This window comes from Rhizobium sp. N731, assembly GCF_001664145.1.
GTDB classification, from domain to species: Bacteria; Pseudomonadota; Alphaproteobacteria; order Rhizobiales; family Rhizobiaceae; genus Rhizobium; species Rhizobium esperanzae.
On record NZ_CP013604.1, the window covers coordinates 153540 to 178107 of the forward strand.

The 24568-nt window shown below is 56.0% G+C and carries 21 protein-coding genes and 2 pseudogenes; 20 read left to right on the forward strand and 3 right to left on the reverse strand.

Annotated features, from left to right (window positions below; all coding sequences use genetic code 11):
* Window positions 1-127 precede the first annotated feature (127 nt).
* The 6 genes and pseudogenes from AMK02_RS23965 to AMK02_RS23990 all read left to right on the forward strand — a co-directional run.
* A complete protein-coding gene (locus AMK02_RS23965) occupies window positions 128-1012 on the forward strand; it encodes an MBL fold metallo-hydrolase (RefSeq protein ID WP_011053353.1) in 885 nt (294 codons plus the stop codon).
* 12 nt (window positions 1013-1024) lie between these two features.
* Window positions 1025-2152, forward strand: coding sequence for a zinc-dependent alcohol dehydrogenase family protein (locus tag AMK02_RS23970; protein WP_004673287.1), 1128 nt, complete (start codon window positions 1025-1027; stop codon window positions 2150-2152).
* A complete protein-coding gene (locus AMK02_RS23975) occupies window positions 2152-2946 on the forward strand; it encodes an N-acyl homoserine lactonase family protein (protein WP_016737429.1) in 795 nt (264 codons plus the stop codon). The genes AMK02_RS23970 and AMK02_RS23975 overlap by 1 nt, the downstream gene beginning before the upstream one ends.
* A gap of 119 nt (window positions 2947-3065) precedes the next feature.
* Window positions 3066-3755, forward strand: a complete 690-nt coding sequence (locus tag AMK02_RS23980; RefSeq protein ID WP_016737430.1) for a GntR family transcriptional regulator — start codon at window positions 3066-3068, stop codon at window positions 3753-3755.
* 129 nt (window positions 3756-3884) lie between these two features.
* On the forward strand, window positions 3885-5114 hold the full coding sequence (locus AMK02_RS23985) for an alpha/beta fold hydrolase (RefSeq protein ID WP_008534369.1): 1230 nt from the start codon (window positions 3885-3887) through the stop codon (window positions 5112-5114).
* A gap of 190 nt (window positions 5115-5304) precedes the next feature.
* Window positions 5305-6490: pseudogene (locus AMK02_RS23990) on the forward strand (IS256 family transposase); the annotation flags it as partial.
* Between the two features lie 464 nt (window positions 6491-6954).
* Here the strand turns inward: AMK02_RS23990 and AMK02_RS23995 are convergent.
* Window positions 6955-7722: an SDR family oxidoreductase gene (locus tag AMK02_RS23995; RefSeq protein WP_004671535.1), complete on the reverse strand. Its 768-nt coding sequence runs from the start codon at window positions 7720-7722 to the stop codon at window positions 6955-6957.
* 134 nt (window positions 7723-7856) lie between these two features.
* Here AMK02_RS23995 and AMK02_RS24000 point away from each other — a divergent pair, with 134 nt between their 5' ends.
* The 9 genes and pseudogenes from AMK02_RS24000 (at window position 7857) to AMK02_RS30545 (ending at window position 16304) form a co-directional block, all read left to right on the forward strand.
* The gene (locus tag AMK02_RS24000; protein WP_008534378.1) at window positions 7857-8366 is read left to right on the forward strand and encodes a flavin reductase family protein; all 510 of its coding nucleotides are present in this window, start codon (window positions 7857-7859) and stop codon (window positions 8364-8366) included.
* Window positions 8367-8438: 72 nt separating this feature from the next.
* Window positions 8439-8846, forward strand: a complete 408-nt coding sequence (locus tag AMK02_RS24005) for a carboxymuconolactone decarboxylase family protein (RefSeq protein WP_008534380.1) — start codon at window positions 8439-8441, stop codon at window positions 8844-8846.
* Between the two features lie 60 nt (window positions 8847-8906).
* Window positions 8907-10028: an LLM class flavin-dependent oxidoreductase gene (locus AMK02_RS24010; RefSeq protein ID WP_016737431.1), complete on the forward strand. Its 1122-nt coding sequence runs from the start codon at window positions 8907-8909 to the stop codon at window positions 10026-10028.
* A gap of 123 nt (window positions 10029-10151) precedes the next feature.
* Window positions 10152-11321 carry an ABC transporter substrate-binding protein gene (locus tag AMK02_RS24015; RefSeq protein ID WP_016737432.1) on the forward strand — a complete coding sequence of 390 codons (1170 nt, stop codon included), beginning with the start codon at window positions 10152-10154 and terminating at the stop codon, window positions 11319-11321.
* Window positions 11321-12616 carry an LL-diaminopimelate aminotransferase gene (locus AMK02_RS24020; protein ID WP_011053357.1) on the forward strand — a complete coding sequence of 432 codons (1296 nt, stop codon included), beginning with the start codon at window positions 11321-11323 and terminating at the stop codon, window positions 12614-12616. Before AMK02_RS24015 ends, AMK02_RS24020 begins: the two co-directional genes overlap by 1 nt.
* 11 nt (window positions 12617-12627) lie before the next feature.
* Window positions 12628-13026 (forward strand): GFA family protein, encoded by a 399-nt coding sequence (locus AMK02_RS30540; RefSeq protein WP_009987854.1) that lies wholly within the window; start codon window positions 12628-12630, stop codon window positions 13024-13026.
* Between the two features lie 360 nt (window positions 13027-13386).
* On the forward strand, window positions 13387-13905 hold the full coding sequence (locus AMK02_RS24025; RefSeq protein ID WP_004671524.1) for an NAD(P)H-dependent oxidoreductase: 519 nt from the start codon (window positions 13387-13389) through the stop codon (window positions 13903-13905).
* Window positions 13906-13921: 16 nt separating this feature from the next.
* Window positions 13922-15202, forward strand: a complete 1281-nt coding sequence (locus AMK02_RS24030) for a bifunctional 3,4-dihydroxy-2-butanone-4-phosphate synthase/GTP cyclohydrolase II (protein ID WP_037145498.1) — start codon at window positions 13922-13924, stop codon at window positions 15200-15202.
* Between the two features lie 157 nt (window positions 15203-15359).
* Window positions 15360-16304, forward strand: a pseudogene (locus AMK02_RS30545) (IS630 family transposase).
* Between the two features lie 114 nt (window positions 16305-16418).
* Here AMK02_RS30545 and AMK02_RS24045 read toward each other — a convergent pair.
* The gene (locus AMK02_RS24045; protein WP_016737436.1) at window positions 16419-17525 is read right to left on the reverse strand and encodes an NAD(P)-dependent alcohol dehydrogenase; all 1107 of its coding nucleotides are present in this window, start codon (window positions 17523-17525) and stop codon (window positions 16419-16421) included.
* A 362-nt stretch (window positions 17526-17887) separates the two neighbouring features.
* Window positions 17888-18517, reverse strand: coding sequence for a 2,3-bisphosphoglycerate-dependent phosphoglycerate mutase (locus AMK02_RS24050; protein WP_008534389.1), 630 nt, complete (start codon window positions 18515-18517; stop codon window positions 17888-17890).
* Between the two features lie 256 nt (window positions 18518-18773).
* On the opposite strand from AMK02_RS24050, the gene AMK02_RS24055 reads away from it, so the two are divergent.
* From AMK02_RS24055 to AMK02_RS24075, 5 genes are read left to right on the forward strand one after another with little or no spacing between them, the layout of a single operon-like run.
* Window positions 18774-19862 (forward strand): substrate-binding domain-containing protein, encoded by a 1089-nt coding sequence (locus tag AMK02_RS24055; protein WP_016737437.1) that lies wholly within the window; start codon window positions 18774-18776, stop codon window positions 19860-19862.
* Window positions 19863-19917: 55 nt separating this feature from the next.
* Window positions 19918-21447 carry a sugar ABC transporter ATP-binding protein gene (locus tag AMK02_RS24060; protein ID WP_016737438.1) on the forward strand — a complete coding sequence of 510 codons (1530 nt, stop codon included), beginning with the start codon at window positions 19918-19920 and terminating at the stop codon, window positions 21445-21447.
* Between the two features lie 12 nt (window positions 21448-21459).
* Window positions 21460-22401 (forward strand): ABC transporter permease, encoded by a 942-nt coding sequence (locus AMK02_RS24065; protein WP_004671512.1) that lies wholly within the window; start codon window positions 21460-21462, stop codon window positions 22399-22401.
* A 5-nt stretch (window positions 22402-22406) separates the two neighbouring features.
* Window positions 22407-23405, forward strand: a complete 999-nt coding sequence (locus AMK02_RS24070; RefSeq protein ID WP_029532395.1) for an ABC transporter permease — start codon at window positions 22407-22409, stop codon at window positions 23403-23405.
* A gap of 58 nt (window positions 23406-23463) precedes the next feature.
* Window positions 23464-24567, forward strand: coding sequence for an NAD(P)-dependent alcohol dehydrogenase (locus AMK02_RS24075; protein WP_004671507.1), 1104 nt, complete (start codon window positions 23464-23466; stop codon window positions 24565-24567).
* The last annotated feature ends 1 nt before the right edge of the window (window position 24568 follow it).

Genomic DNA, 24568 nt, shown 5'->3' on the forward strand with positions numbered 1-24568 from the left:
CACCGGCTCCTAAAGCAAGGCAGTCGCTCTCGATATGGCTTTCTTCAAAAATATTTGACAGATTATCATACAATCTGCCAAAAATGTAGCCAAGCACCTGATGGGAGGAAAATCAGTGTCTCTTAGTATGCATCACCTGGCCAAGCTTCCGTATTTTTATCCGTTCGAATTTGGCGATGGAAAAATCACGGTACTGTCCGACGGGCCGTTAGAGCTAGGAGATCCTCGCCTGAACTTCTTGGGGGTAGAGCCACGCACGGTCAGCCTGATGCTAGAGGACAATTTCCTGCCAACGAACAAAGTTGTACTCGAGCAAAACGTGCCGCTTGTTGAGATAAATGGAAGAACAATTCTATTTGATACCGGGATGGGGTCTTCCAAAGCTTTCGGGCCCACCACAGGTCGGCTCCTAGCAAGCCTGAGAGAGGCAGGTCGAGATCCGACGGAGATCGATGCGGTGGTTCTGTCGCACGCCCATATCGATCATATCGGCGGTCTGTGCGATGCCAATGGAAGGTTAAATTTCCCGAACGCCGACATCTTCATCAGTGAGCGAGACTTCACGGACTGGACGGACGGGTCGTCGATCGATTCTTCATTTCAATTTCAAATCGATAACGCTCGGCGAAACCTGCTTCCCCACAAGGATCGGACCTTCTTTTTCAAAGACGGCGAGGAGTTCTTGCCGGGCGTTCACGCGATTTCGGCCCCCGGCCACACGCTCGGTCATCATTGTTTTATGCTGCAGTCGGGAAACGATCGCCTCTGTTTTCTCGGCGACCTTACGCACCATCATATCCTGTTGATGGAGAGGCCGATGATGGAATTCCGATACGACACGGACCCGAAGCTGTCAGCTAGATCCCGCACGCGCGTGCTTGATATGCTGGCGACAGATCGCATTGCGGTAATGTCCTATCACTTCGCATGGCCAGGTGCCGGGCATGTGGTGCGAAACGGAGACGGATTCCGCTATATCCCCTCTCCAATGCAGTTGCTTGCACATCGATAAGGAATCTCAAAGATGCAGATGCGTTCGGTAATCCTCAGGGAGTCGGGTCTGCCGAAGCCCTATTCAAATTCGAAACCTCTTAAGATTGAGCTTGTGGAACTGACGCCGCCTGGCCCCATGGAGGTGTTGGTCAAGATCAAGGCTGCCGGTGTCTGCCACTCTGACCTGTCCGCAATCAATGGGGACAGACCGCGTCCGCTTCCAGTCGCTCTAGGCCATGAGGCATCTGGCGTCGTCGCAGCAATCGGACCGAGTGTCGAGAAGGTTGAGGTTGGTGACCATGTAGTCATGTCATTTCTGCCGGTTTGTGGCCATTGCTCATATTGCGCTGAAGGCCGCGCCAGCCTCTGCGAACCGGGCTACCAGGCCAATGCTGCAGGAACGCTTCTATCCGGCGGCAAGCACATCCGTTTGAGAGGATACGAAATTAACCACCATAGCGGCGTTTCTGCGTTTTCCGAATATGCTGTCGTGTCGGCGAGCTCGGTAGTCAAAGTGACCAAAGATATCGATTTGGCGACAGCTGCTCTCTTCGGCTGTGCCGTTATGACCGGCGTTGGAGCTGTGATGAACACGTGTGGGGTCCGCCCAGGCCGTAGTGTGGCGGTAATCGGGCTCGGCGGCGTAGGCCTTTCGGCGATACTTGGCGCTGTTGCGAGCGGTGCAAGCGATATCGTGGCGATCGACCTAATCCAAGCGAAGCTGGATCTTGCCAAGGAGCTGGGAGCGACGAAGACTTTTTTGGCCACCTCGCCGAATATTGTTGCCCAAGTAAAAGGCGCGACAAGCGGCGGGGTAGACTACGCGATAGAGATGGCTGGATCCAAAAAGGCATTCGAGCTTGCATATGAGATTACCCGGCGCGGAGGGATGACCGCTACGGCCGGACTGGCCAGCGCAAATTCCCGTTTCGAGGTTTCGCCCTTGCCGTTGGTCGGAGAGGAGAGAACGATCAAGGGCAGCTATATGGGTTCCTGCGTGCCATCGCGCGACATACCCCGCTATATCGACCTTTACCTCAAAGGTAAGCTGCCAGTGGACAAATTGCTGTCGAGCACTGGCCCCCTTGATGAGATCAATGAGGTTTTCGACCGTCTTGACAGGGCCGAGATCAATCGACACCTAGTCTTGATGGACTGATGGCGGGGAGAATTCTCTTGAACGAGTGGACAGTGCTCGCCATCCATTACGGCACCGCGCAAAGACCAGTAAGTGACCTGATACTAGAGACGGATGACATTCATGATCGTCCATCACAAATCGACTACTTCGTGTGGCTGATCCGTCTCGAGGACCGATTAATTCTTGTTGACACTGGTTTCGAAGCCGGAGAGGGCGCGGCCAGAGGGCGGACCCTCTTGATCCATCCGGTGGCAGCACTGAGCAGCCTTGGCATCAAATCCAGCGAAATTACTGATGTCGTTGTGACACACCTGCACTACGATCACGCCGGAAACCTCCCGGCCTTTCCTAACGCCACTTTTCACATTCAGGATCGGGAGATGGCGTATGGAACGGGGCGGTGTATGTGCCATGAGCGAATGCGTCGGCCTTTTGCTACAGAAGGTGTCGTCGACGCGGTCCGGCTCGTTTTTCAGTCACGGGTACGGTTCCATGATGGGGATGGGGAAATTGTTCCTGGATGCAGGGTGCATCTGGTTGGCGGTCACTCGAAAGGTTTGCAAGTTGTTACGGTGGCAACAGGCGGCGCTTTGCTGGTTATCGCTTCCGACGCGCTTCATTTCCAGCACTATCTTGAAAATGACGGCGCGTTTCCCCTGTTTGCAGATTACCTAGAGGTAATCGAGGGTTACAACAAGCTCCGCGTCCTTGCCGGAGCAAACGGACTCATCATTCCGGGTCATGACCCTGAGGTGCTACAGAAATTTTCTCCCCTTGCGCCAGACCTCCAGTTCGCTAGAGTTCTCCTGTGACCCACAATAAACCGATTGAAATTTTTGCTGTTTGCAGACAATCGGGTTGTCCTACGAAACGCTCCGGCAGTATATTGATTCTGTGCGTCACTAGAAATTTCATCGAAGGTTTGTTGTGAATGGGAACGATCGACCTCCAGATTACACGTCAAAACGCCTCTCTTCGAATCCTTGTTGAGGATAAGCTCCGGCAGGCTATTTCAAGTGGCCGTTTCAAGCCCGGGCAGCGGCTGGTGGAGCGCGAGTTGTGCGAACTCATCGGGGTTGGCCGAACTTCAGTTCGCGAGGCGCTGCGCCAGTTAGAAGCTGAAGGGCTTATTACTAGCTATCCGCATCGGGGGCCGGTTGTCAGCACTATCAGCTACGAGGAGGCTAGGCAGCTTTATAGTGTACGCGCGCTGCTTGAAAGCTTTGCCGGCCAGGAGTTCGCCGAGAACGGTTCGAATGAAGAGATCGTTGCTCTCCTCGAGACCGTGGAAGCGTTCGAAGCCGCAGCCAAGAGCGGTTCCGGAACGCGGATCATCGAAGCCAAGACCGCTTTTTACGATTGTTTGATGACCGGCAGCAAGAACGTGTTTGTGAAGCAAATGCTCACGTCGTTGCACAACCGGGTCACATTGTTGCGGATGACATCGATGACCCAGCCAGGGCGGCTGCAGAACAGCGTTTTCGAGATAAGAGAGATTGCGGCCGCTATTGCGTTGCGTGATGGCGACAGGGCAGCCGCGCTTTGCAAGCGCCATATCGAAATCGCGGCTAAGGTGGCGTTGGACTACTTGAGCAAGAACCCCGTCGAAACCTCCGAGTAGTTCCACAAAACGAAGTTCAGGCGACGGCTAAGGTTGACAGATTGTCTGAAAATCTGCTTACCTCTCTTATGGGAGGTGAGACACAGGAAGTGCGGCTTCCCAACAACATCATTTTGTTAGGGAGGACGTATGGGCGCCCATGCCGAGCTGATTAAACGCGTAACCCTGGCGATCGAAGATCCGGAGCTACCGCGACTGACCCCAGGTCTTACAACACGGATCTCGTTGCAAGTTGGACCAGAAAAGTCATCACTTGCTGTGGGAGGCGGGATAGTCGCACTGGACGGCGCGGACGAAAATGCTGACGTCATACTGAGTGCCCCAGAAGGAGCTTGGGAAAAGGTTATGCAGGTGCCGCCGCCGGCAACCTACCATTCGTTCACCGCCTTTCAACTCGCTAACCCTGAGTTCACGTTATCTGGTTCGCCCGTAGCAATCGCTCAAGCGCGTCCCGCTCTGGAGCGACTGTTCGAGATCGTCGTAGCGTCTCCGCCCCTAGTTGCGCCGAAGGTCGATCGAAATATTGAACAGGTCACCGGACGCTATAAGCGGGTAGAGGTCGGCGGCGTAGAACACGATATCTTTTACGAGGAAGCCGGTGCAGGAACTCCTATCCTTTTCCTCCATACGGCTGGCGCAGACGGCCGTCAGTTTCTACCGCAACTCTCCGACACTGGGTTTGCGCGTACGAACCGATTGATCTCAGTTGATCTGCCGTTTCACGGACGTTCGATGCCTCCTTTAACTTGGGACGGCTCGCCCTATCAACTCACAACGGATCTCTACCTGACCTGGTGCACGGCGATACTCGACCAGCTCGTCGGAGACAGAGCTATCGTCGTTGGAGGATCTATGGGCGCGGCGATGTGCATGGTGCTGGCGGCGGAGCGACCGGAACGTCTAATGGGTGTAATTGCGGTCGAGCCGCCGTTGAAGTCAAAGGGCCGTCGCAACCCCTTTCAACACAACGTCAACGTTCATGGGTCGCTTCATAACTCAGCCTATGTCCGCGGAATCATGAGCCCGCTCAGCCCGCAAGAAGAGCGACGCCGCGCCAGTTGGATCTACTCGCAGGGTGCTCCTGGAGTTTATCCCGGCGATCTTTCGTTCTACAGCGACGAGTTCGACGGTGCCGTCGTCGGTCCGAAGATTGATGCCAAGCGAACACCGACCGTTCTTCTCTCCGGGACCTATGACTACTCTGCGACGCCTGCAGACGGAGCAGCGCTAGCGGCCCTCATTCCTGGCAGCCGTCATGTCGTTATGGAGGGGCTTGGGCACTTTCCGATGTGCGAAAATCCTGACTATTTCCGGAGCTTCTTGCAAGACGCTATTCGGTTCGTCGAAGATAACGGCTGATCACAAAGCAACCGCGTTGGCCATTTACCGATCGTGTCCCAGTACGTGGCGTAGGTGATGGTAGGGAGTAAAGCCGAGCGCCCGCGCGCTTCTCGTTGCGCTGTAGCGGGTGATCGGCTTTGCGGGCGGCCATCAGTGTTTTTCCGCTAGGGTCGGGTTGTTCAAGACCAACCTGACGGAAAGATCACCGATGACCAATGACATGATGAACGTGCGCTCCCTTGTTGAGAAGAGTGCCGATGCAGATTTGTTGCGTGAGATGATCGGCCTTGCTGCCGAGCGGCTGATGGAGCTGGAAGTAGGCTCGGCTACGGGTGCAGACTTCGGTGTGAAGAACTCGATGCGGCTCGCACAACGCAATGGCTACCGTGACCGCGATTGGGAGACGCGGGCTGGCACCGTCGAGCTTCGCATTCCGAAGCTGCGCAAAGGCAGCTACTTTCCGAGCTTCCTTGAACCGCGTCGGATGGCAGAGAAAGCTCTGACGGCCGTTATCCAGGAAGCGTATATCCAGGGAATCTCGACTCGTTCTGTCGACGACTTGGTCAAGGCCATGGGTATGAGCGGCATCTCCAAAAGCCAGGTGAGCCGCCTATGCGAAGAGATCGACGTCAAAGTGAAGGCGTTCCTCGACAGGCCGATTGAAGGTGAGTGGCGGTACGTCTGGGTGGACGCGACCTATCTCAAGGTCCGGCGTGGCGGCCGCATCGTCTCAGTCGCCGTCATTATCGCGGTCGGCGTCAACAGTGACGGTCGGCGCGAGGTCCTGGGTATGGAAGTTGGCACCTCGGAGGCCGAACCGATCTGGACGGAATTCCTGCGCAGGCTGACACGTCGAGGATTACGTGGTGTGAACCTTGTTGTCTCCGATGCGCACGAAGGTCTCAAGGCCGCCGTCACCAAGGTTCTCAATGCCACTTGGCAAAGGTGCCGGGTTCACTTCATGAGGAACGTGCTCGCGCATGCTGGAAAGAGCGGCAGGCGGGTCGTATCCGCCTTCATCGCGACGGCCTTTGCCCAGGAGACCCCGGAGGCAGCAAGCCGCACAATGGCGCAGTGTCGCCGATCAAATCAGGCCGAAAGTGCCGAAGCTTGCCACCATCATGGACGACGCTGAAGAGGACGTGCTCGCCTACATGACCTTCCCGAAAGAGTACCGGGCAAAGCTGCACTCGACGAATCCAATTGAGCGTCTCAACGGCGAAATCAAGCGACGCACCGAGGTCGTCGGCATCTTTCCGAACGACGAAGCCATCGTCCGTCTCGTCGGTGCATTGCTGCTCGAACAGAATGACGAATGGGCCGTTCAACGCGCCAGGTATATGACGCTTGAGACCATGGCCCAAATGAGCGATGATCCCCAAATCAGCCTGCCCCGCTGTGGCACGCTGATATCCCCTTCCGACCCATGTCGGGAAAGCACGGCCATCAGCCGCGACCTACACCACCTCCCGGGACACGATCGTATCACCTTGTATTCCGGACTAAACTTATGCCGACAGCGTTGCGATAGAGGGCATTCGGAACCAGCATGCGGCTATTCCGGAAGGTCGGCACTCGCATGACGTCATCTGACCGACATCGTGGGGTTATTCGACAAAAATTGCGAAATGTCCTTGATCCAGTTTCCGCTGTTAGATCTAGTTGTCGCCGGCAGTCCTTCTCCTTCTCTATCATATTTGCTGGAGCGTGCCGCAAGTCCGACAAGAGCTGCGCCTAGGCCAACAGCTCTGTGCTGTCATTGACGGGTTAGGAACACGTCAATGATCAACGAGGCTGGAGCCTTATACCCGGTGTTCCTGCCTCAAATGTAAGGGCATGACGAGTGCCGCCCTTTCCTTCACTTGACCAGGTGGTTTCCGATCGAGGAGCCGCCATCGACCGTCAGAATGCTACCGGTCGCGAACCTCGAACGATCGGACGCAAGAAAAAGCATTGCTTCAGCAATCTCTTCAGCTGTCCCCATCCGATCCATGACGGCACGGGCGTTGAAATCGCTGCGAAGCTTCGCGGGGTCCTTCGCTTCGGCGAAGATTTTCGTGAAGTAAGGAGAGTCGATTGTCCCTGGAGCGACCGCGTTGACACGAATTCCCTCTTTCGCATGATCCATGGCCATCGCGCGCGTCAGCGAAGATATTGCTCCTTTCGATGCTACGTAGGCAGTCCTGTCCGCGATTGCTGAGGTTGCGGTGTAGGAAGTCGTATTGATGATCGAACCTCCGCCGTTCCGTCGCATAACAGGAATGACGTACTTTGAGCAAAGGAAGATCCCTTTGACGTTTACGGACATAATCCGGTCCCAAGTTTCTTCAGGAATGGTCACCACATTCCCCGTCGTTCCGAACCCGGCATTATTGACGAGCACGTCGACCCGGCCCCACTTTGCGGTCGTCTTCTCAACCATGCTTTCCGCGTCCTTGGCGGACGAGACGTCGACGCGAACACCGAAAGCCTTCGAGCCGATCTCGTTCGCCACACGAACCGCGGCGTCTTCATTGACATCAGCAACAACCACATAGGCGCCGTTCTTTGCGAAAAGCTCGGCGGTCGCACGACCAATGCCGCTGCCGCCCCCTGTGACGATACAAACCCTTTGATTCAAATCCATCGACCATCTCCTCATTTTTGGGTGCCTTAGAAGACATTTTAGCAGACAATCTGTCAATTGTGAAAATCCGGTTGACAGATTGTCTGCTGATCTGTTTATCTAGGCTCGATCGAATTTGGCCGTGGGAGGACAATATGGCCGATACCAGCACTGAGGCGCAGTTGGCTTTTAAGGCAGCTATGCGTCGGTTCACATCAACCATCTGCTTGATCACGACCGAACTCAACGGGGTCCGTCATGGCATGGCCGCCACCGCGGTCCAGTCGGTTACCGCGGACCCACCAACTGTTCTTGTCTGCATCAACCAATCGGCTTCGGTGAATCAGCCTTTGAAGATCTCCGGGAAGTTCGCCGTGAACATGCTGCATCTTTCACATGCCGATCTTGTGCCGCTGTTCAGTGGGCAATTGAAGGGTGAAGAGCGCTTTCATTACGGCGAGTGGCTGTCTCTCGACGGCATGCCGGTCCTGTCCGATGCGCAGGCGGCGTTTGTCTGCAAGCTAAAAGATGTCGTTCACGTTGGAACGCATGATGTTGTGCTCGGAGAAGTGCTCGAAGCACGGTTCATCGAGTCAATCGCGCCGCTTCTCTACGAAAACGGTCAACTCGTCAGGTCGTCGTCCATCAGTGGATCGGCCGCATAGTAGGTGGCTTTAACCACCAATCACATCACTCATCGAAAGCCCAAGGGCGGCAAGGAGAAAAGCGTGAGCAATATGGCACCCGCAAGAGAAATTCATGGACGTGAAGTCACAGAGCGCTTTGAGCGCGGACTAAAGACCCGGCGCGAAGTCTTGGGGGGGGCCTATGTTGATGCGTCGGTCAGCAAAGCCACCGACTTCAATTGGCCGATGCAAACCCTCGTCACGGAATACTGCTGGGACGCAATTTGGAATCGGCCGGGCCTGGAGCGCAAGCAGCGCAGCATCCTCAATCTCGGGATGATTTCGGCCCTCAATCGTCCGCATGAGCTGAAACTGCATGTTCGCGGAGCAATCAACAACGGTCTTACCAAAGAGGAAATTCGGGAGGTTTTCCTCCAGGTTTCGATTTACTGCGGTGTTCCTGCGGCCATCGACAGCTTCCGCGTGGCAGCGGAAGTTTTCGACGAGATGGGCATCTAGTTATTCAACGCATTTGAGTGGGCTGAGCATCATCCGTTGCCGGCCCGAGGAGGGACTACAGTGACCGCACAAGACGATTTCCGCGCTGCCGGAAACCCAATGTTCAATGATAACAAGCTCAAGCTCGGCGTATTTGGCACGAATTGCTCGAATGCATGCGCGATTACGCTCGCTGAGACAACGTTCGAACCTACCTTCGACCACAACGTCGAGATTGCAAAGAAGCTTGAGGCAGCCGGTTGGGAATGCATGGTGCCGATTGCACGCTGGCGTGGTTTTGGCGGTCCTTCAAACTTCAATGGCGTGAACATGGATACGTTCACCTGGGCGGCCGCTCTCGCGGCGGTCACCACGAAGCTCCAGTTCTTCTCAACGACTCACATTCCGACGCTAAACCCGATTGTTGCAACCAAGATGGCGACAACAATCGATCACATCTCGAAGGGTCGATACGGCCTCAATCTCGTTACCGGCTGGTTCACTCCCGAAATGGAAATGTTCGGAGTTCCTATGATGGAGCACGACACCCGCTATGAATACGCCACTGAATGGATGGATATCGTCGAGACGCTCTGGAAACGCAATGGCGTTACCTTCGAAGGCGAGTTCCTCAAAGTCAAAGACGCCTTCAGTGAACCCAAACCCTACAACAAGGCGGGTCGCCCGCTCCTGATCTGCGCCGGCGCCTCGGGCAAGGGACTGCATTTCACCGCCAAGTTCTGCGACTTCAACTTCGGCTTCATGCAAGACATGGAATCCGGCGCTGCCTGGGTCAAAAAGGTGAAGGACCTGGCGCGTAATGAATATAACCGTGATCTTGGCACATTCACAGCTTGCCCCGTTATCGTTCGCGAAACGGAGAAGGAAGCAAAGGAATACTACGACTACTACGTCAACCAGAAGGGTGACTGGGAGGCATGCGAGAACATCTGTGAAGTTCTGCAGGTGCAATCTCAAAACCATTCTGCCGAAATGTATCAAAAATTCAAGGAACGCTTCGTCGCTGGCTGGGGTGGATACCCGATCGTCGGCAATCCAGAACAAGTCGCCGACAAGCTCGTGGATCTCAGCAATACAGGCGTCAACGGCGCCTTGCTGACAATGGTCGATTACAACGAGGAACTTCCCTTCTTTAACGACCGTGTCATGCCGCTGCTCAAGCAAGCCGGTCTGCGCAACTGAACCAGTCCTCGGGACGGCGATTGCTGTCCCGACACGAACTCTGCCAGATTCTGGCAGGATTTTCGCGGCTGGCGGCCAAAGGGGCCGGCGGTTGAGCGGAACCACAAGGGGAGGAGGCCCTGAATGCTGAAGAAAATCGTTGCAGCGCTTTTTACGCTGTCGAGCCTTTATCACATGAACGGCGTGGCGAAGGCTGACGGCCTCGATTCGTTGCCGCCGGACCAAAAGGCGCTTTACGAGAATATCGATCCCGCCATTCCGCTCGGGGGGACGGTGTACAAGGATTTTGTTCCAAAACGTCCACCGCCGTGGAAAATTGGTTATGCATCCACATATGCCGGTAATACCTGGCGCGCGAACATCCTGGACGAATTCACCAACGTATTGCTTCCGAAATATAAGGAAGCAGGCCTAGTCTCCGATCTAATCGTCACGCAGTCTGACCTCAAAGACGCTGTCCAAATCCAGCAGATGCGGCAGATGGTTGACGACGGTGTTGATGCGATCGTCATTTGCTGCTCGAACATTACCGCACTTAACAAGACCATAGAGTATGCTCATTCGAAAGGCGTGCCAGTCTTCTCAGTCTCGGGCTATGTCACATCACCCTACGCAATCAATGCCACAGAGAATAACACCGACGGTGGTTACAAGGCTGCTGAATGGCTTGCCAAGGAAATCGGTGAAAAAGGCAACGTCCTGATGGTATCGGGCATCCCCGGTTTCGCATCATCGGACAGCTTCGACATCGGCGCGAAGAACGCGTTCGATAAATTCCCCGGTATCAAAATTGTAGGCACGATAGCTGGCAAATGGACCGACCAGGTCGCCCAGGTTGAGGTTCAGAAGTTTCTTGCCACCAATCTTGCTGAGGTTAATGGCATTCTCGTTCAGTCCGCTTCAGAAAACGGTGTCGTGAACGCAGTACAGCAATCCGGCCGCGACATGATGCCTATCGTGCTCGGGGGTGAGGCTTCCGCAGCCTGCTACTGGCGTAAGAACCCTGATTTCATAAGCAAGAGCTTCCATTTCTGGCCGCCGCGGTCTGATGCCCGCCTTGTGTGGGACGTCATGATGCGAACGCTCGAAGGCCAGGGACCAAAGATCCAGTCGATTCTTCGTCCTGCGCTTCCTTACACCATTGATGACGTGAAGGAAGTGCTGAAGGAAGATTGCGATCCCAATTCCACGGATTGGATCGAGCCGAAGAACAGCGGCTGGTGGCCTGCAGACGTCGCTGCAAACTACTTCGAACGTCCTGAAGATCCGTTAGCTTGGCGGCCGAAGAAGTAATGAATGTTCTCCGGAAGGAGACCTCCCAGCCTCCCGCGTCGGTTTCTATAATCGGCGCGGGAGGTATCTGCGATTTGATTGGAAATAGTGTGCTGGACTTTCACAGAATTCAACGTTTGCCGCCTTATGTTTTCGAACAGGTCAACCGTTTGAAAGCAAGCGCGCGAGCGGGCGGCGCCGATATCATTGATCTCGGCATGGGAAACCCTGACCTTCCGACTCCCCAGTCGATCGTCGACAAGCTGTGCGAGGTCGTGCAGGATCCGCGCACCCACCGTTATTCCTCCTCCAAGGGCATTCCGGGGCTGCGCCGTGCCCAGGCCGCCTATTATGCCCGCCGCTTCGGCGTCAAGCTCAACCCGGATACCCAGGTGGTCGCCACCTTGGGCTCCAAGGAAGGCTTCGCCAACATGGCGCAGGCGATCACCGCGCCTGGCGACGTCATCCTCTGCCCGAATCCGACCTATCCGATCCACGCCTTCGGTTTCCTGATGGCGGGCGGCGTGATCCGCTCCATGTCGGTTGAGCCGGATGAGAGCTTTTTCCCGCCGCTGGAGCGGGCGGTCCGGCATTCGATCCCGAAGCCGCTGGCGCTGATCCTCAACTATCCGTCGAACCCGACGGCCCTCGTCGCGACGCTCGATTTCTATAAGGACGTCGTCGCCTTCGCCAAGAAGCATGACATCATCGTGCTTTCCGACCTTGCCTATTCCGAGATCTACTTCGACGGCGCTCCGCCGCCATCGGTTCTCGAAGTGCCGGGTGCAATGGATGTGACGGTCGAATTCACCTCGATGTCGAAGACCTTTTCCATGCCCGGCTGGCGCATGGGCTTTGCCGTCGGCAACGAGCGGCTGATCGCGGCGCTCACCCGCGTCAAGTCCTATCTCGACTACGGCGCCTTCACGCCGATCCAGGTGGCCGCGACCCATGCGCTGAACGGCGACGGTTCCGACATTGCGGAGGTTCGCAACGTCTACAAGCGTCGTCGCGACGTCATGGTCGAAAGCTTCGGCAAGGCCGGCTTCGACGTGCCGCCGCCGGCCGCCACCATGTTCGCCTGGGCGAAGATCCCGGAAAAGTTCCGTCATCTCGGTTCGCTGGAGTTTTCCAAGCTGCTGGTCGAGAAGGCCGACGTCGCCGTTGCACCGGGTATCGGCTTCGGCGAAATGGGCGACGACTACGTCCGTCTGGCGCTCGTCGAGAACGAACACCGCATCCGCCAGGCTGCGCGCAACATCAAACGCTGGCTTAGCGGCGACGAGAAATTTGAAATCAACGTAATGAATCAGTGAAAGGATACCCGATGCCAATCTTCGGATCATGCCAATGCAAAGCGGTTACGTACCAGGTTCAGGAAATTGATGGACCCATGTGGAATTGCTTCTGTCAAACATGCCGGAAGTCACACGCCGCTGATCACAATACCGCTGCGAAGGTGAAAAGCGAGCACTTCAAGATCCTTACAGGCCAAGATACGCTTCATAGCTTCGAATCGACGCCTGGAAAGCTGCGGTGGTTTTGTTCGGTATGTGGCTCGCACGTTTATGCGGAGCGGCCGGCCAGCCCGGAGCTCAAAGTCGTTAGAGCCGGCACGTTCGATACCGATCCTGGAAGTGTGCCGATGTCAAACGTATGGGTATCGCATGCGGCACCTTGGCTCGCCCATGATCCATCGAAGGCAAGCTCACCAGAGTTCCCGTAAGTGACCGGGATACTACCTGTCGTAACTGAGGTGGAGCCACGGCGACCGTATATCAAGCGGCAACGCCTCATTCCGTGTCCAGGAGGTTCTAACGCAAACGTGCTGGGTCGGTAAAAGCGGCAGGGATTGCAGACAGTAGGTGCGTTTGCACGGCGAGCCCACCCATTGAGAGAATAAAGTCGTACGAGACAGAAGACTTCTGCGAAGCAATCCAGCCTTCGAGGTTGGGAAATTACGGGTTGTGAGGGCTCAGGACACCGCAGGACTATTTTTGCCCCCACGGGTCCTCAACGACCTCCATTGCGGTGTGAGTGAAAATTGTAAGATTGTCTTATGCGAGAATGTTGGGAGTCCTGTGACATGAAAGTTGTTGTGATAACGGGGAATTTATCGCGCCCCTCGAAAACCCGGGCCGTAGCAGACTTCATGGTGGATCGGGTGCGCGCGTCCGGCAACGAAGCAAGCTGCTGGGACCTTGTCGACCTTCATCCGCACCTTGGGGCAACAGTGTTGCCCTCCAGCGCCGCTGAGATTGTTAAAGCGGCACTCAACGATATTTTGGCTAGTGACGTGCTAGTTGTTGGTAGTCCGGTCTACAAAGCATCTTACACTGGGTTGCTGAAGCATTTATTCGACCTTGTCGACATGAAAGCGCTTAAGGGCCGCTATGTGATCCCTTTTGCAACCGGTAAAGCATCGAGTCACAAGCCGCTCGTCGAAGCCTCGATGGAAGCCTTATTCGACTTTTTCGAAGCGCAAATACATAGCCGTTTCATTTTCGCTCTCGATGAAGATTTTCAGAACGATGCTCTTTCTGAGAACCTGCGCGCGCTTGTCGACAGAGAGCTCGATGCCGCGCGTCGCGCCGTCAGCCCATAATAAGGAGGAGGATTCCATGTCTTTTTCGAGCATAGATGAGGCGATCGAGGCGATCGAAGCGGGCGAGATGGTTATCGTGGTCGACGACGAAAACCGGGAGAATGAAGGCGACCTAGTCGTTGCTGCCGAAAAAATAACAGCTGAGCACATCGCTTTCATGATGAAATATGCGAGAGGCCTTATCTGCGTGCCACTTCCAGCCGAACGTCTCGACAAACTCGAGATCCCCCTGATGGTCACACGTAATTCGGACTCACTGCAGACGGCATTTACCGTTTCCGTCGATTGCAAACACGGCACAACGACAGGGATTTCAGCCGAAGATCGAGCAGCAACCGTCAAGTCGCTCATCGATCCGCAGACGCGGCCGGAAGACTTATCGCGACCGGGTCACATTTTTCCTTTGCGTGCAAATCGTCTCGGTGTCCTGGGCCGTCCTGGCCACACCGAAGCTGCCGTGGATCTTGCACGACTTGCCGGCCTGGCGCCGGCTGGCGTAATCTGCGAGATCGCCAATGACGACGGAACCATGTCTCGACTGCCAGATCTCGAGAAGTTCGCAATCGAACATGGCCTGCACATAGTAACGATCGACGCTTTGATTGAGTACTGCAGGAGTCGTGATACGAGGGTAAAGCGTTACGCGCAGTCCTTTATGCCAACGCGGTTTGGGGATTTCAAGGCAATTGCTTATCGCGATAGTTTGACGGGAACGGAACACTTAGCTTTGACACTTGGCGAGTTGTGCGAGAAGGAAGACGTTCTGGTACGGGTGCATTCTGAATGTCTGACAGGTGAGGCGTTCCGGTCCATGCGATGCGACTGCGGTCAACAGCTCGAAATGGCTCTTCGGGCGGTCCAGTTAGCGGGCGCTGGTTGCGTGATCTACATGCGTGGGCAAGAGGGGCGTGGCATTGGCTTAGGAAACAAAATTGCGGCTTACAGCCTGCAGGATCATGGTCGTGATACTCTTGAGGCAAATCGGGAACTCGGCTTCGCATCTGATTCCCGCGAATATAACGCAGCGGCGGATATCATCCGCGACCTCGGTATCGGCAGCGTTCGGCTTCTGACCAACAATCCTACAAAAATAGAGGCGCTGCGAACGTCAGGCGTCATCGTGTCGTCTCGCCAGAGTCTGATCGCCGCATCTAGCGCGTCCAACATCACTTATCTTAAGACAAAGCGCGATCGGTTTGGCCACCTGTTGGACCAGGACACGTCAGCTGAACACGTCGGCCGGAACAACGTCTTTTCAGTGTTTGGCGCGCAGGTGTTCTCTGGACCCCTTGGATAACGGAGCCGCCCTCGCCACTTACCTGCCGGTGATTGTAGGGGGCCGCCTTTGACCGGCAGAGTCCTAGAGTCTGTCAGCGCTAATCGGAATCGTGCGGAGATTCCCTTGTCTTTGATTTTGTGATTCAAGGTCATTGCTGGTGTGGAGGCCAGCGATGATGGTGCGACCTCTTTCTCTGGATTTGCGAACGCGCATTGCTACAGCGTTGAATGATGGCATGACGGTTCGCGCCGCAGCGGAGCGGTTCGGCATATCGGCTGCGACAGCGGTACGGATCGGACAGCTCGATCGTTCAGGTAAAGGCCTGGCGCCGGCGAAGATCGGCGGCTATGTCAAACCGACACTGAGGGGTGCGGCCGCCGACGCCGTGCGTCAGCGGCTACAAGTCAAGTCCGACTGGACGGTGCGCGCACTGTCGGCGGACCTGAAGGCTGCGGGGATCAACGTGTCTCACGACACCGTCTGGCGCTTTCTGCGCAGCGAAGGCAAGACCTTCAAAAAAAACGCTGGTGGCAAGCGAGCAAGACCGCCCGAAGGTGGCCCGGTTCCGGATGCGGTGGAAGACCCATCAGCATCGGCTTGATCCGGACCGTCTCGTCTTCATCGACGAGACCTGGGTCAAGACCAATATGACACGCACCTGCGGATGGTGTCAGCGGGGAGAGCCCCTCATTGCAGAAGTCCCTCATGTCATTGGAAGACACTGACCTTCCTGGCCGGCTTACGCCGCGATAGCATCGTTGCCCCCTTCGTCCTCGATGGTCCCATCAATGGCATCGCTTTCACCGCATGGGTTCGGCAATGTCTGGTCCCGACACTCAAAGCCGGTGACATCGTCATCCTCGACAATCTCGGAAGCCACAAAGGAAAGCCGGCCCGCGATGCGATCCGAGATGTCGGTGCACATCTCTTCTTCCTGCCGCCCTACAGCCCCGACCTCAATCCCATCGAGATGATGTTCGCAAAGCTCAAGACACTCGTCAGAAAGGCAGACGAACGAACCGTTGAAACAACATGGAGACGCATTGGAGAACTCTTGAAGACGTTCAGTCCCCAAGAGTGCTCCAACTACCTCAGACATGCAGGGTATGGTTCAAAATAAACCTGACAGACTCTAGAGCTTTTGCGTGGGCCCTGCCAGGCGTCTTGAGCACGGCTGTTCCGACGGATCGCATTTAATCGCGGTCCGTCTTGTCTTTCGAAAAGTCTCGCAAAACTAATGCTTCATGCGAAGGATCGGCTTAATGACTTTGCCGCTCTCGGAATCAGCCATCGCCTCGTTGATCTGGTCGAGGTCATAGAACTGAACCAGTTTGTCGAACGGGAAAAGTCCCTGCTGCCAATACTCGATCAACTGCGGGACGAACTCGGACGGAACGCTTTGTCCTTCGACAACGCCGATCAATGTGCGGCCGAAAAGGAAGTTCCCGATATCGATCGTGCCTTCAGTGCCGAGAGCGGACGAGCCAACGAGACCGCATGTTCCCGGCGTACCAAGGCAGTCGACTGCCTGACGGAAAACTCGCGGCGAACTCGTGCATTCCAAGCTGAAATCAACGCCTGCGGGGACGATCTTCCTGATCGCGGCAACGCTGTCCAATCTGCGGGCATTTATCGTGTGCGTCGCCCCGAGTTCGCGCGAAAGTTCCAGCCGTTCATCGTTCAAGTCGATCACGATGATGGTCGCGCATCCGGCGATTTTCGCGGCCATCGTAGCCGCCATGCCAACCGCACCAGCACCGAACACTGCTATTGACGAGCCGGGCTTCGGCTTGAGGCAATTCAGTACCGCGCCAGCACCGGTCTGAAGCCCGCACCCGAGCGGTCCGATCAACTCGAGTGGAACATCCTTTGCAACCTTCACGGCGTTTCGTTCGCTGGCGATGGCGTAGGTTGCAAATGACGACTGCTCGAAGAAGCAGCCACTAATCTGTTTCCCGTGAGAATCATGGATCGGGCAGGTGCCATCCGGACGAGTGCCGCGGAAATTGCGACCGAAGAAGTCCTCGCAGTAGAAAGGTGTACCGGAAAGGCACTTTTCGCACTTGCCGCAATAGGCGTAGCTCAAAGCAACGTGATCACCGGGCACAAGATCTTTAACTGCGCTCCCGACGGCCTCGACGACGCCAGAGCCTTCGTGTCCCAACACAACAGGTTGAGGTACGTCATATCCCTGGTCCCTGACCACCAGGTCGGTATGACATACCCCCGATGCGACGATGCGGACCAAAATCTCGTCTGCACGAGGTTCCTCAATCCCTATGCACTCCAAGATCAAGGGCTTCGCCTTTTCGCGCGAGACCGCCGCATATGCCTGCTTCATGTAACTGTCCTCCAAGGCTCACAACGCAATTCGCGCGAACGTACTCATCGTCAGACAATCAGTCAATAATTACTCTATAAATTAGATCAGTTCAACCGGAGCAGGGCTGCATTTTTGCAAAGTCACGAGTGAACGCTGATTTGAAGTGATCAAAGGGTTCCGATGCATGTTCGAAAGGGAGCATGCGTCTTGTCCCGCTTTGGGCTGAAAGATCGGCAGACGAAAATTTAGTAGCAACGTGTGAGGCGAGCCGGATGGCGTCGCTTGCCGACGTCGAGCCGGTTCTGAAGGCTATCGACAGCTTCGAGACACCGGTATTGCCAAGTTCAACCGACTACAAACGATGCTACTGCCAGCCAGGCTTAACAGACAGTACCAACCAGGACGTTAGTCTTCTCGATGATCGAGAGGTCCGACGCGATCCGGTATACAGTTGGCGCGGCGGTCGGTGACTCAATAGCGAGCGTATCCTGGATCGTGAGGCGTTCGATGCCCTGCTTTAGTGACCTGATCGTATTCCCGTGGGCCACCACAAGAACCGATTTCCCTCTCAACAAGGGGGGGAACACTTCGCTTATCAAAAAGGGCAGAACCCTCGCGCTTATGTCCCGTATGCTTTCTCCCCCAGGTGGTGGAGTGCTGTACGAGCGGCGCCAAACCTGGACAACATCCTGGCCCCACCGCTCACGTGCCACGTTCTTGTTGATGCCGGTGAGCTGTCCGTAGTCGCGTTCGTTCAACTCGGTTCTCCTGATTGGCTCCAGCAGATCGCCGTTGGTTTCGTTCAAAATCGCTCTGCAAGTGTCGACTGTGCGCAAGAGGGCAGAGCTAAACGCAATATCGAACGAGATGCCGAGGTTCGCGAGCAGTGAGCCGGCTCGCCTGCTCTCAGACCAGCCCTCCTGTGTGAGCGGAACGTCGCTCGTACCCGTGAACTCCCCGCGCGCGTTCCCTTCGCTTTGGCCATGCCGGACAATCACCAGAGTGGACATTCATAACCCTCCCATCGATTTAGCGAACACGAATATTGTCGCACTATCGGACAATCCGTCAAGTGCGACTATGTGCAAGTGAAAACAAAACGATGTCGAAAAAAACAAACGTCGAAGTTTATATTTATTGACAGATTGTCTGATAGTTCATACCAATGCACTCCGCCGTATTGAGGAGAGTCCGGCACGGCTTGGGAAGGCAAGGCTCTCGCCTTAACAGACAATGCCGCCCAGAGCGGCCGGAGGAGGAATTTTCATGAAGAGACGTACATTTCTACAAGCGAGCGGCGCAATTGCTGTAGCCGGCACGTTCGGAATGCCGGGGATTCTTCGCGCCGACGACGCGATCAGTCTCCTACCTGACACTTGGCCCTCCGAAGGCGCCAACCCAATTGTCGACGCGGGTAAGTTCAAGAAGTCAGGCCCGTGGAAGATCGGACACAGCCACTACGGCCTCGCTGGTTCAACGCATACCTACCAGACGGCGTTTGAAGCCGAATATGAAGTAAAAAAGAACAAGGATCGGATCGCTGATTACCAGTTCCGGAGCGCTGATCTCAATGCCTCCAAACAAGTTGCCGATATCGAGGATCTGATCGCCCAGAAGGTCGATGCGATCATCATCGCACCGCTAACCACCGGTTCCGCCGTCGAGGGCATCAAGAAGGCAAAGGCTGCTGGCATTCCAACCGTAGTCTATCTCGGACGCGTCGACACCGAGGAGTTTACGGTTCAGGTCCAGGGCGACGACTTCTATTTCGGGCGCGTGATGGCTCAGTTCCTCGTCGACAAGCTTGGCAACAAGGGCAAGGTATGGGTTCTGCGTGGCGTCGCCGGGCATCCCATCGATGCAGATCGTTATGCAGGCGCCATGGAAGTCTTCAGCAAGTCTGGACTTCAGATCACGTCGACCCAGCACGGAAGCTGGTCTTATGAGGACTCAAAGAAGATCGCCGAAAGCTTGTATCTCTCCGACCCCGATGTCGCGGGCATCTGGACCGATGGAGCCAACATGTCTCTTGGCGTTTTGGATGCCTTGCAGGAGGCTGGCGCCTCAACGATCCCCCCAATCACGGGCGAAGCACTTAACGGCTGGATGCGTCGTTGGAATGACGAAAAACTTTCCTCGATCGGTCCGATTTGCCCACCCGCTCTGTCTACTGCCGCGCTACGGGCCGCCTTCGCCTTGCTGGATGGGAAGCCGATTCAGCGTAACTGGACGAACCGCCCCAAGCCGATCACCGACGAGACGCTCTCCCAGTTCTATCGCGCAGATCTCACTGATGCGTACTGGGCGCCGACCGAAATGCCGAACGAAAAGCTCCTTGATTATTTCAAGGCTTGATGAACTACGGGCACGATCACTCGTGCCCGTATCCCTGTCGAAGATGGAAATTCCCATGAGCACGCTTGTCGAGATGGTCGGCATCAACAAATCGTTTGGTTTCACGAAAGTCCTTTCGGACGTTCGCTTTTCCCTGGAACGTGGCTCCGTGCACGCTCTGATGGGGGAAAACGGCGCGGGGAAGTCCACCCTGATGCGTATTCTGGCGGGGGTATATCAGCCGGGCGCAGGAAGTGTTCGGCTCCGCGGGGAGGAAGTCAATTTCCGTTCCCCTAAGGAGGCACGGTTGGCGGGAGTGTCGACGGTGTTTCAGGAGTTTACCCTGATCCCCAATCTCACCGTTGCTGAGAACATGTTCCTGGGCCACGAACCTCGTCGCATTGACGGTTCGATCGATAGCGTCGAGGTAGTGAAACGCGCTCGCGCTTTGCTGGCTGACGTATTTCCACAGCTCGACGCAACCGCGATCGTCGAGACACTGACTGTCGCGCAGCAGCAGGCAGTAGAGATCGCGAAGGGACTTACGTCGAACGCGGACGTATTCATCTTCGACGAGCCAACGGCGGCGTTGAACTCGACCGATGTCGCGCATCTTTTCAAGGTTATCCGCGACCTTAAGGCTCAACATAAGGCTGTCGTCTACATCTCTCATCGCATGAATGAAGTCTTCGAACTATGCGACACCATCACCGTCATGAAAGATGGCGCTTGGGTAAGGACTGCAAGAGCGGAGGACTTCAACTTGCAAACGCTGGTAGCGACAATGGTTGGTCGCGAACTTCAGAACTTCTTTCCGCCGCGCTCGCAGGCCACCGGAGCGGCAATGCTGGAGGTTTCGGACTTGCGCCTCGACGACAGCAGCTCGACAGTCACTTTCGTTGTCAGAAAAGGTGAAATCATCGGGCTGGCAGGGCTCGAAGGACAGGGCCAGCGAGAGATAATGCGTGCCATTGTGGGCGTTGAATCGCCAAAGGCCATCGCCGTGTGGCGTGCCGGCCCCGACAACAGCATGCATGTGGTGAATGTAGGGTCAGGGTTCGCTCGCGCGGTCGCATCAGGAATCGGTTTTATCCCTGAGGACAGGAAGCAGGAAGGGCTGTTCCTGCGCCTGCCTATCTACGACAACATCGCGCTGGGAAAACAGCTCAATCGGAATATGGCAAGCGTTGCGTGGCGATCGGTGTCGAAGGTCCGCGAGGTGATCAAGTCGTTACGAGTTGCGGCCGCCGATCCCAATGCGCCCGTAGGTAAACTCTCGGGCGGGAATCAGCAGAAGGTGCTGCTGGGCCGCTGGTTGCTCTCCGGAGTGGACATCCTCGTTATTGAGGAGCCCACGCGCGGCGTCGACGTCGGTGCAAAGGCAGAGATTTACAGATTGCTGCGGGACTTCAGTGATCGTGGCGGTGCTGTCGTGGTTTCGTCGCGCGAGCACGCTGAGCTTATAGGGCTCTGCGACAGCATTTTGGTCGTTCATGACAGGAAGATCGTCGGGCAGATGTCCGCAGAGGGGGCGACCGAGGAAAGAATCCTCGAGACTGCGCTGGGGGCGAGTGCGTCACCGGATCCCCGTGCTGCGGTGCATTGAGGAGGATAACTTATGAATTCATTTGCCAGTCGCCTGAAGCTCCCTTATCGCGCGGGAGCGATCGGGCTTTCCATTGGAACGCTCCTGGTGATGGTTGTCGCCTCGGTAATATTATTGCCGGACTTCATGGATCCGGAGAATTTGTCTAATCTCCTGGCGCAATCGACGGTGCTCGTCATCTCGGCTCTCGGTCAGACGTTCGTCATTCTCACTGGCGGCCTCGACGTGTCGGTTGGGTCCGTCATCAGTCTAACGACGACGATCATGACGCTTGATCTTCCTGAGATAACCCGCGTGCTTATCTGCATCGCGGTGGCGATGGGGTTCGGAGTAGCGAACGGTTACGGTGTCGCGCGCCTCAATGTACATCCAATCATCATGACGCTGACAACAATGGGCATCGGCCAAGGTATCGCGTTGATCATTTTGCCAATCCCAGGTGGGCGCGTTCCGGAGTGGCTTTCCGGCTCGGTAGCCGGATCCATCGGCCCCGTACCTAACTCATTGTTTTGGTTGATCACGGCATCGCTCTTCGCATCCTGGATTCTCTATCGTCGTCCCTTCGGCCTCTACCTCTTCGCTTCCGGCGGCAATGACTTCAACGCACGGATGAACGGTGTTCCCGTCGAGCGCACCATCATCAAAGCGTATGTTCTTTCCGCTCTATTCGCATGCGCTGCGGGGATGTTTCTTGCAGGTCGCCTTGCATCGGGTGATCCTAAGGGCGGCGCTTCATTCGGGATTGAGTCTGTAACGGCTGCAGCATTGGGTGGGGTCCACCTCGCCGGGGGCATCGGAAGCATTGTGGGAACCGTCGTTGGCGCGGCGATCCTCGGGACAGTGAATAATGTGATGAATCTGGCCAACGTCTCTGCATTTCTTCAGTCGGTCGTCAAGGGTGTGTTGCTTCTCGTACTCGTCGTTTCGCAGCGACGCAAAACAATCGGACTTTGAAAGAGATGGACTTCTCGATGACCACATCAGACTCGAAAACTGAAGCACCATCTCGCTTATTGAGGGGTAAGAGCGCCATTTCGTGGATACTCGGGCTACCGCCCGCATACTATGTGCTCGCAATCCTGGTTGCGGTTGCTCCAGCAGTGAGCGCCACGCTCATAAATCCCAACTACTGGTTTGTAATCCTCAAGCAGTCAGCGCCGCTCGGGATCGCGGTGCTCGCCCAGTCGCTTGTCATGCGGGTGCGATCCATCGATCTCTCTGTCAGCGGTATTTTCGCGTTCGCGATTTATCTGGCCAGCTCGGGCCAGCTCAACAACTATCCACCGCTAATGACCGTCCTCATGCCTGTTGTGATTGGGCTAGCTGTGGGGGGTGTAAACGGAATACTCGTAGCATACGTGCGCGCTTCTGCCGTTATCTCCACACTAAGTGTTTCGGCCATTCTGATTGGGATCGTCCAATACATGAGCGCCGGCCGCGCGCCCGGTTCAACGCCAAGCTGGCTTCGAATACTTACGAGCGGCAATATCCACGGCCTTTCCTATTCCGTGGTCCTGTGGATCGTCATCGCCGCCCTGATTTCTATCGCATTTCGCTTTCTCATCGTCGGGCGTTACTTCAGGGCCGTCGGCGACAATCCGAGGGCGGCGGAAACTACAGGAATTCCGTTGGCACGTACGATTTTTGTCTCGCACACGCTCGCGGGCGCCCTGACAGGCATCGCGGCCCTGGTCCAGGTATCCGCGTTGGCGGTCGGCACCATCAAGCCAGGCTTCGACACCTTCATGAATGCGCTCGCCGCCACGATCCTCGGCGGTGTGACGTTCGGCGTCGACCGGGGCGGCGTCGCCGGGCCGTTCGTTGCCGTCGTTGCCTTCAGCTTCCTGTTCGCGATGCTGACCGTCTTCGGCATCCAGGAGCCGGGCAAGCTTATCGTCCAGGGCGTGATCATTGCATTTGCCGCAATCATCTACGGTGCGCGCGCGGGTCGCGTCTAGTCCGTCGGGCCGATCAAGCCATTCCCGTAGCAATTGCGGGAGAACGCAGGAGAATATAATGGTGAAAATCACTGCGGCTGTCGCCGTGAAACCAAAGAGCCCGCTGGAATTCCGTGAACTCGAACTGGCTGACCCCGAAGGCAACGAGATCCTGGTTCGCACGGTTGCGAGCGGGATCTGCCACACGGACTTGCTGCTTCGCGACGGTATTTTTGGCCCGCCGGCACCGGTGATCCCGGGGCACGAAGGCGTCGGCGTCGTCGAGGCGGTCGGACCAGAAGTTCAGAGCCTCAAAGTGGGTGATCACGTCGCACTGAGCCAGAGCTCATGCGGATTCTGCGCCGACTGCCGCCGTTCTCACCCAATGAACTGCCAAAACTATACCCAGTACAATCTTACGGGGCTTCGTCCGAATGGTAAGAAGGCATTGCTCTGCGATGAAGTTGGCATTGGCAGCAATTTCGTGGGCCAGTCGTCCTTTGCGACGCATATCCTTGCGACTGAAAACAATGCAGCGCTTTTGCCGAAAACAGACCTCGACCTTACCGACGCTGCGCCACTCGGGTGCGGCATGGCAACGGGTGCAGGAACAGTGATAAACGCGATGAAGCCGGAAATAGGGTCGACGATAGCCGTTTTCGGCGCAGGTGCTGTCGGCATGGCCGCCGTGATGGCCGCCAAAGTTCGTCGGTGCAGCAAGATTATCATCATAGATCTGAATCAGCAGAGGCTAGACATGGCCATGGGGCTTGGTGCCACACATGCGATCAACGGCAAAGATCCCGACGTAGTCAACCAGATCCATGCGCTGACGGGCGGCGGTGCCGACTTCGCGATCGACGCAGTTGGCATCATTCCGGTTATTCTGAACTCGATCAAGTGCACCCGTGCCGGCGGGCACGTTGTCTTGCTCGGCCTCGACGCGCTCGGGAACGACATTCCCATCCCCCTCGATCTAATGGTGTTCAATCGCAAGATCCAGGGTGCGATCCTTGGTGATCAGATTCCACAGCTGTTCATTCCGCAGATGATGGATCTTAATCAGGCTGGGCTTTTCCCCTTCCAAAAATTGATCACCAAGTATCCCTTCGAGAAGATCAACGAAGCGATCGCGGACGCCGAAGCCGGGCGAGTGATCAAGCCGGTCGTCGTTTTCAATTAGG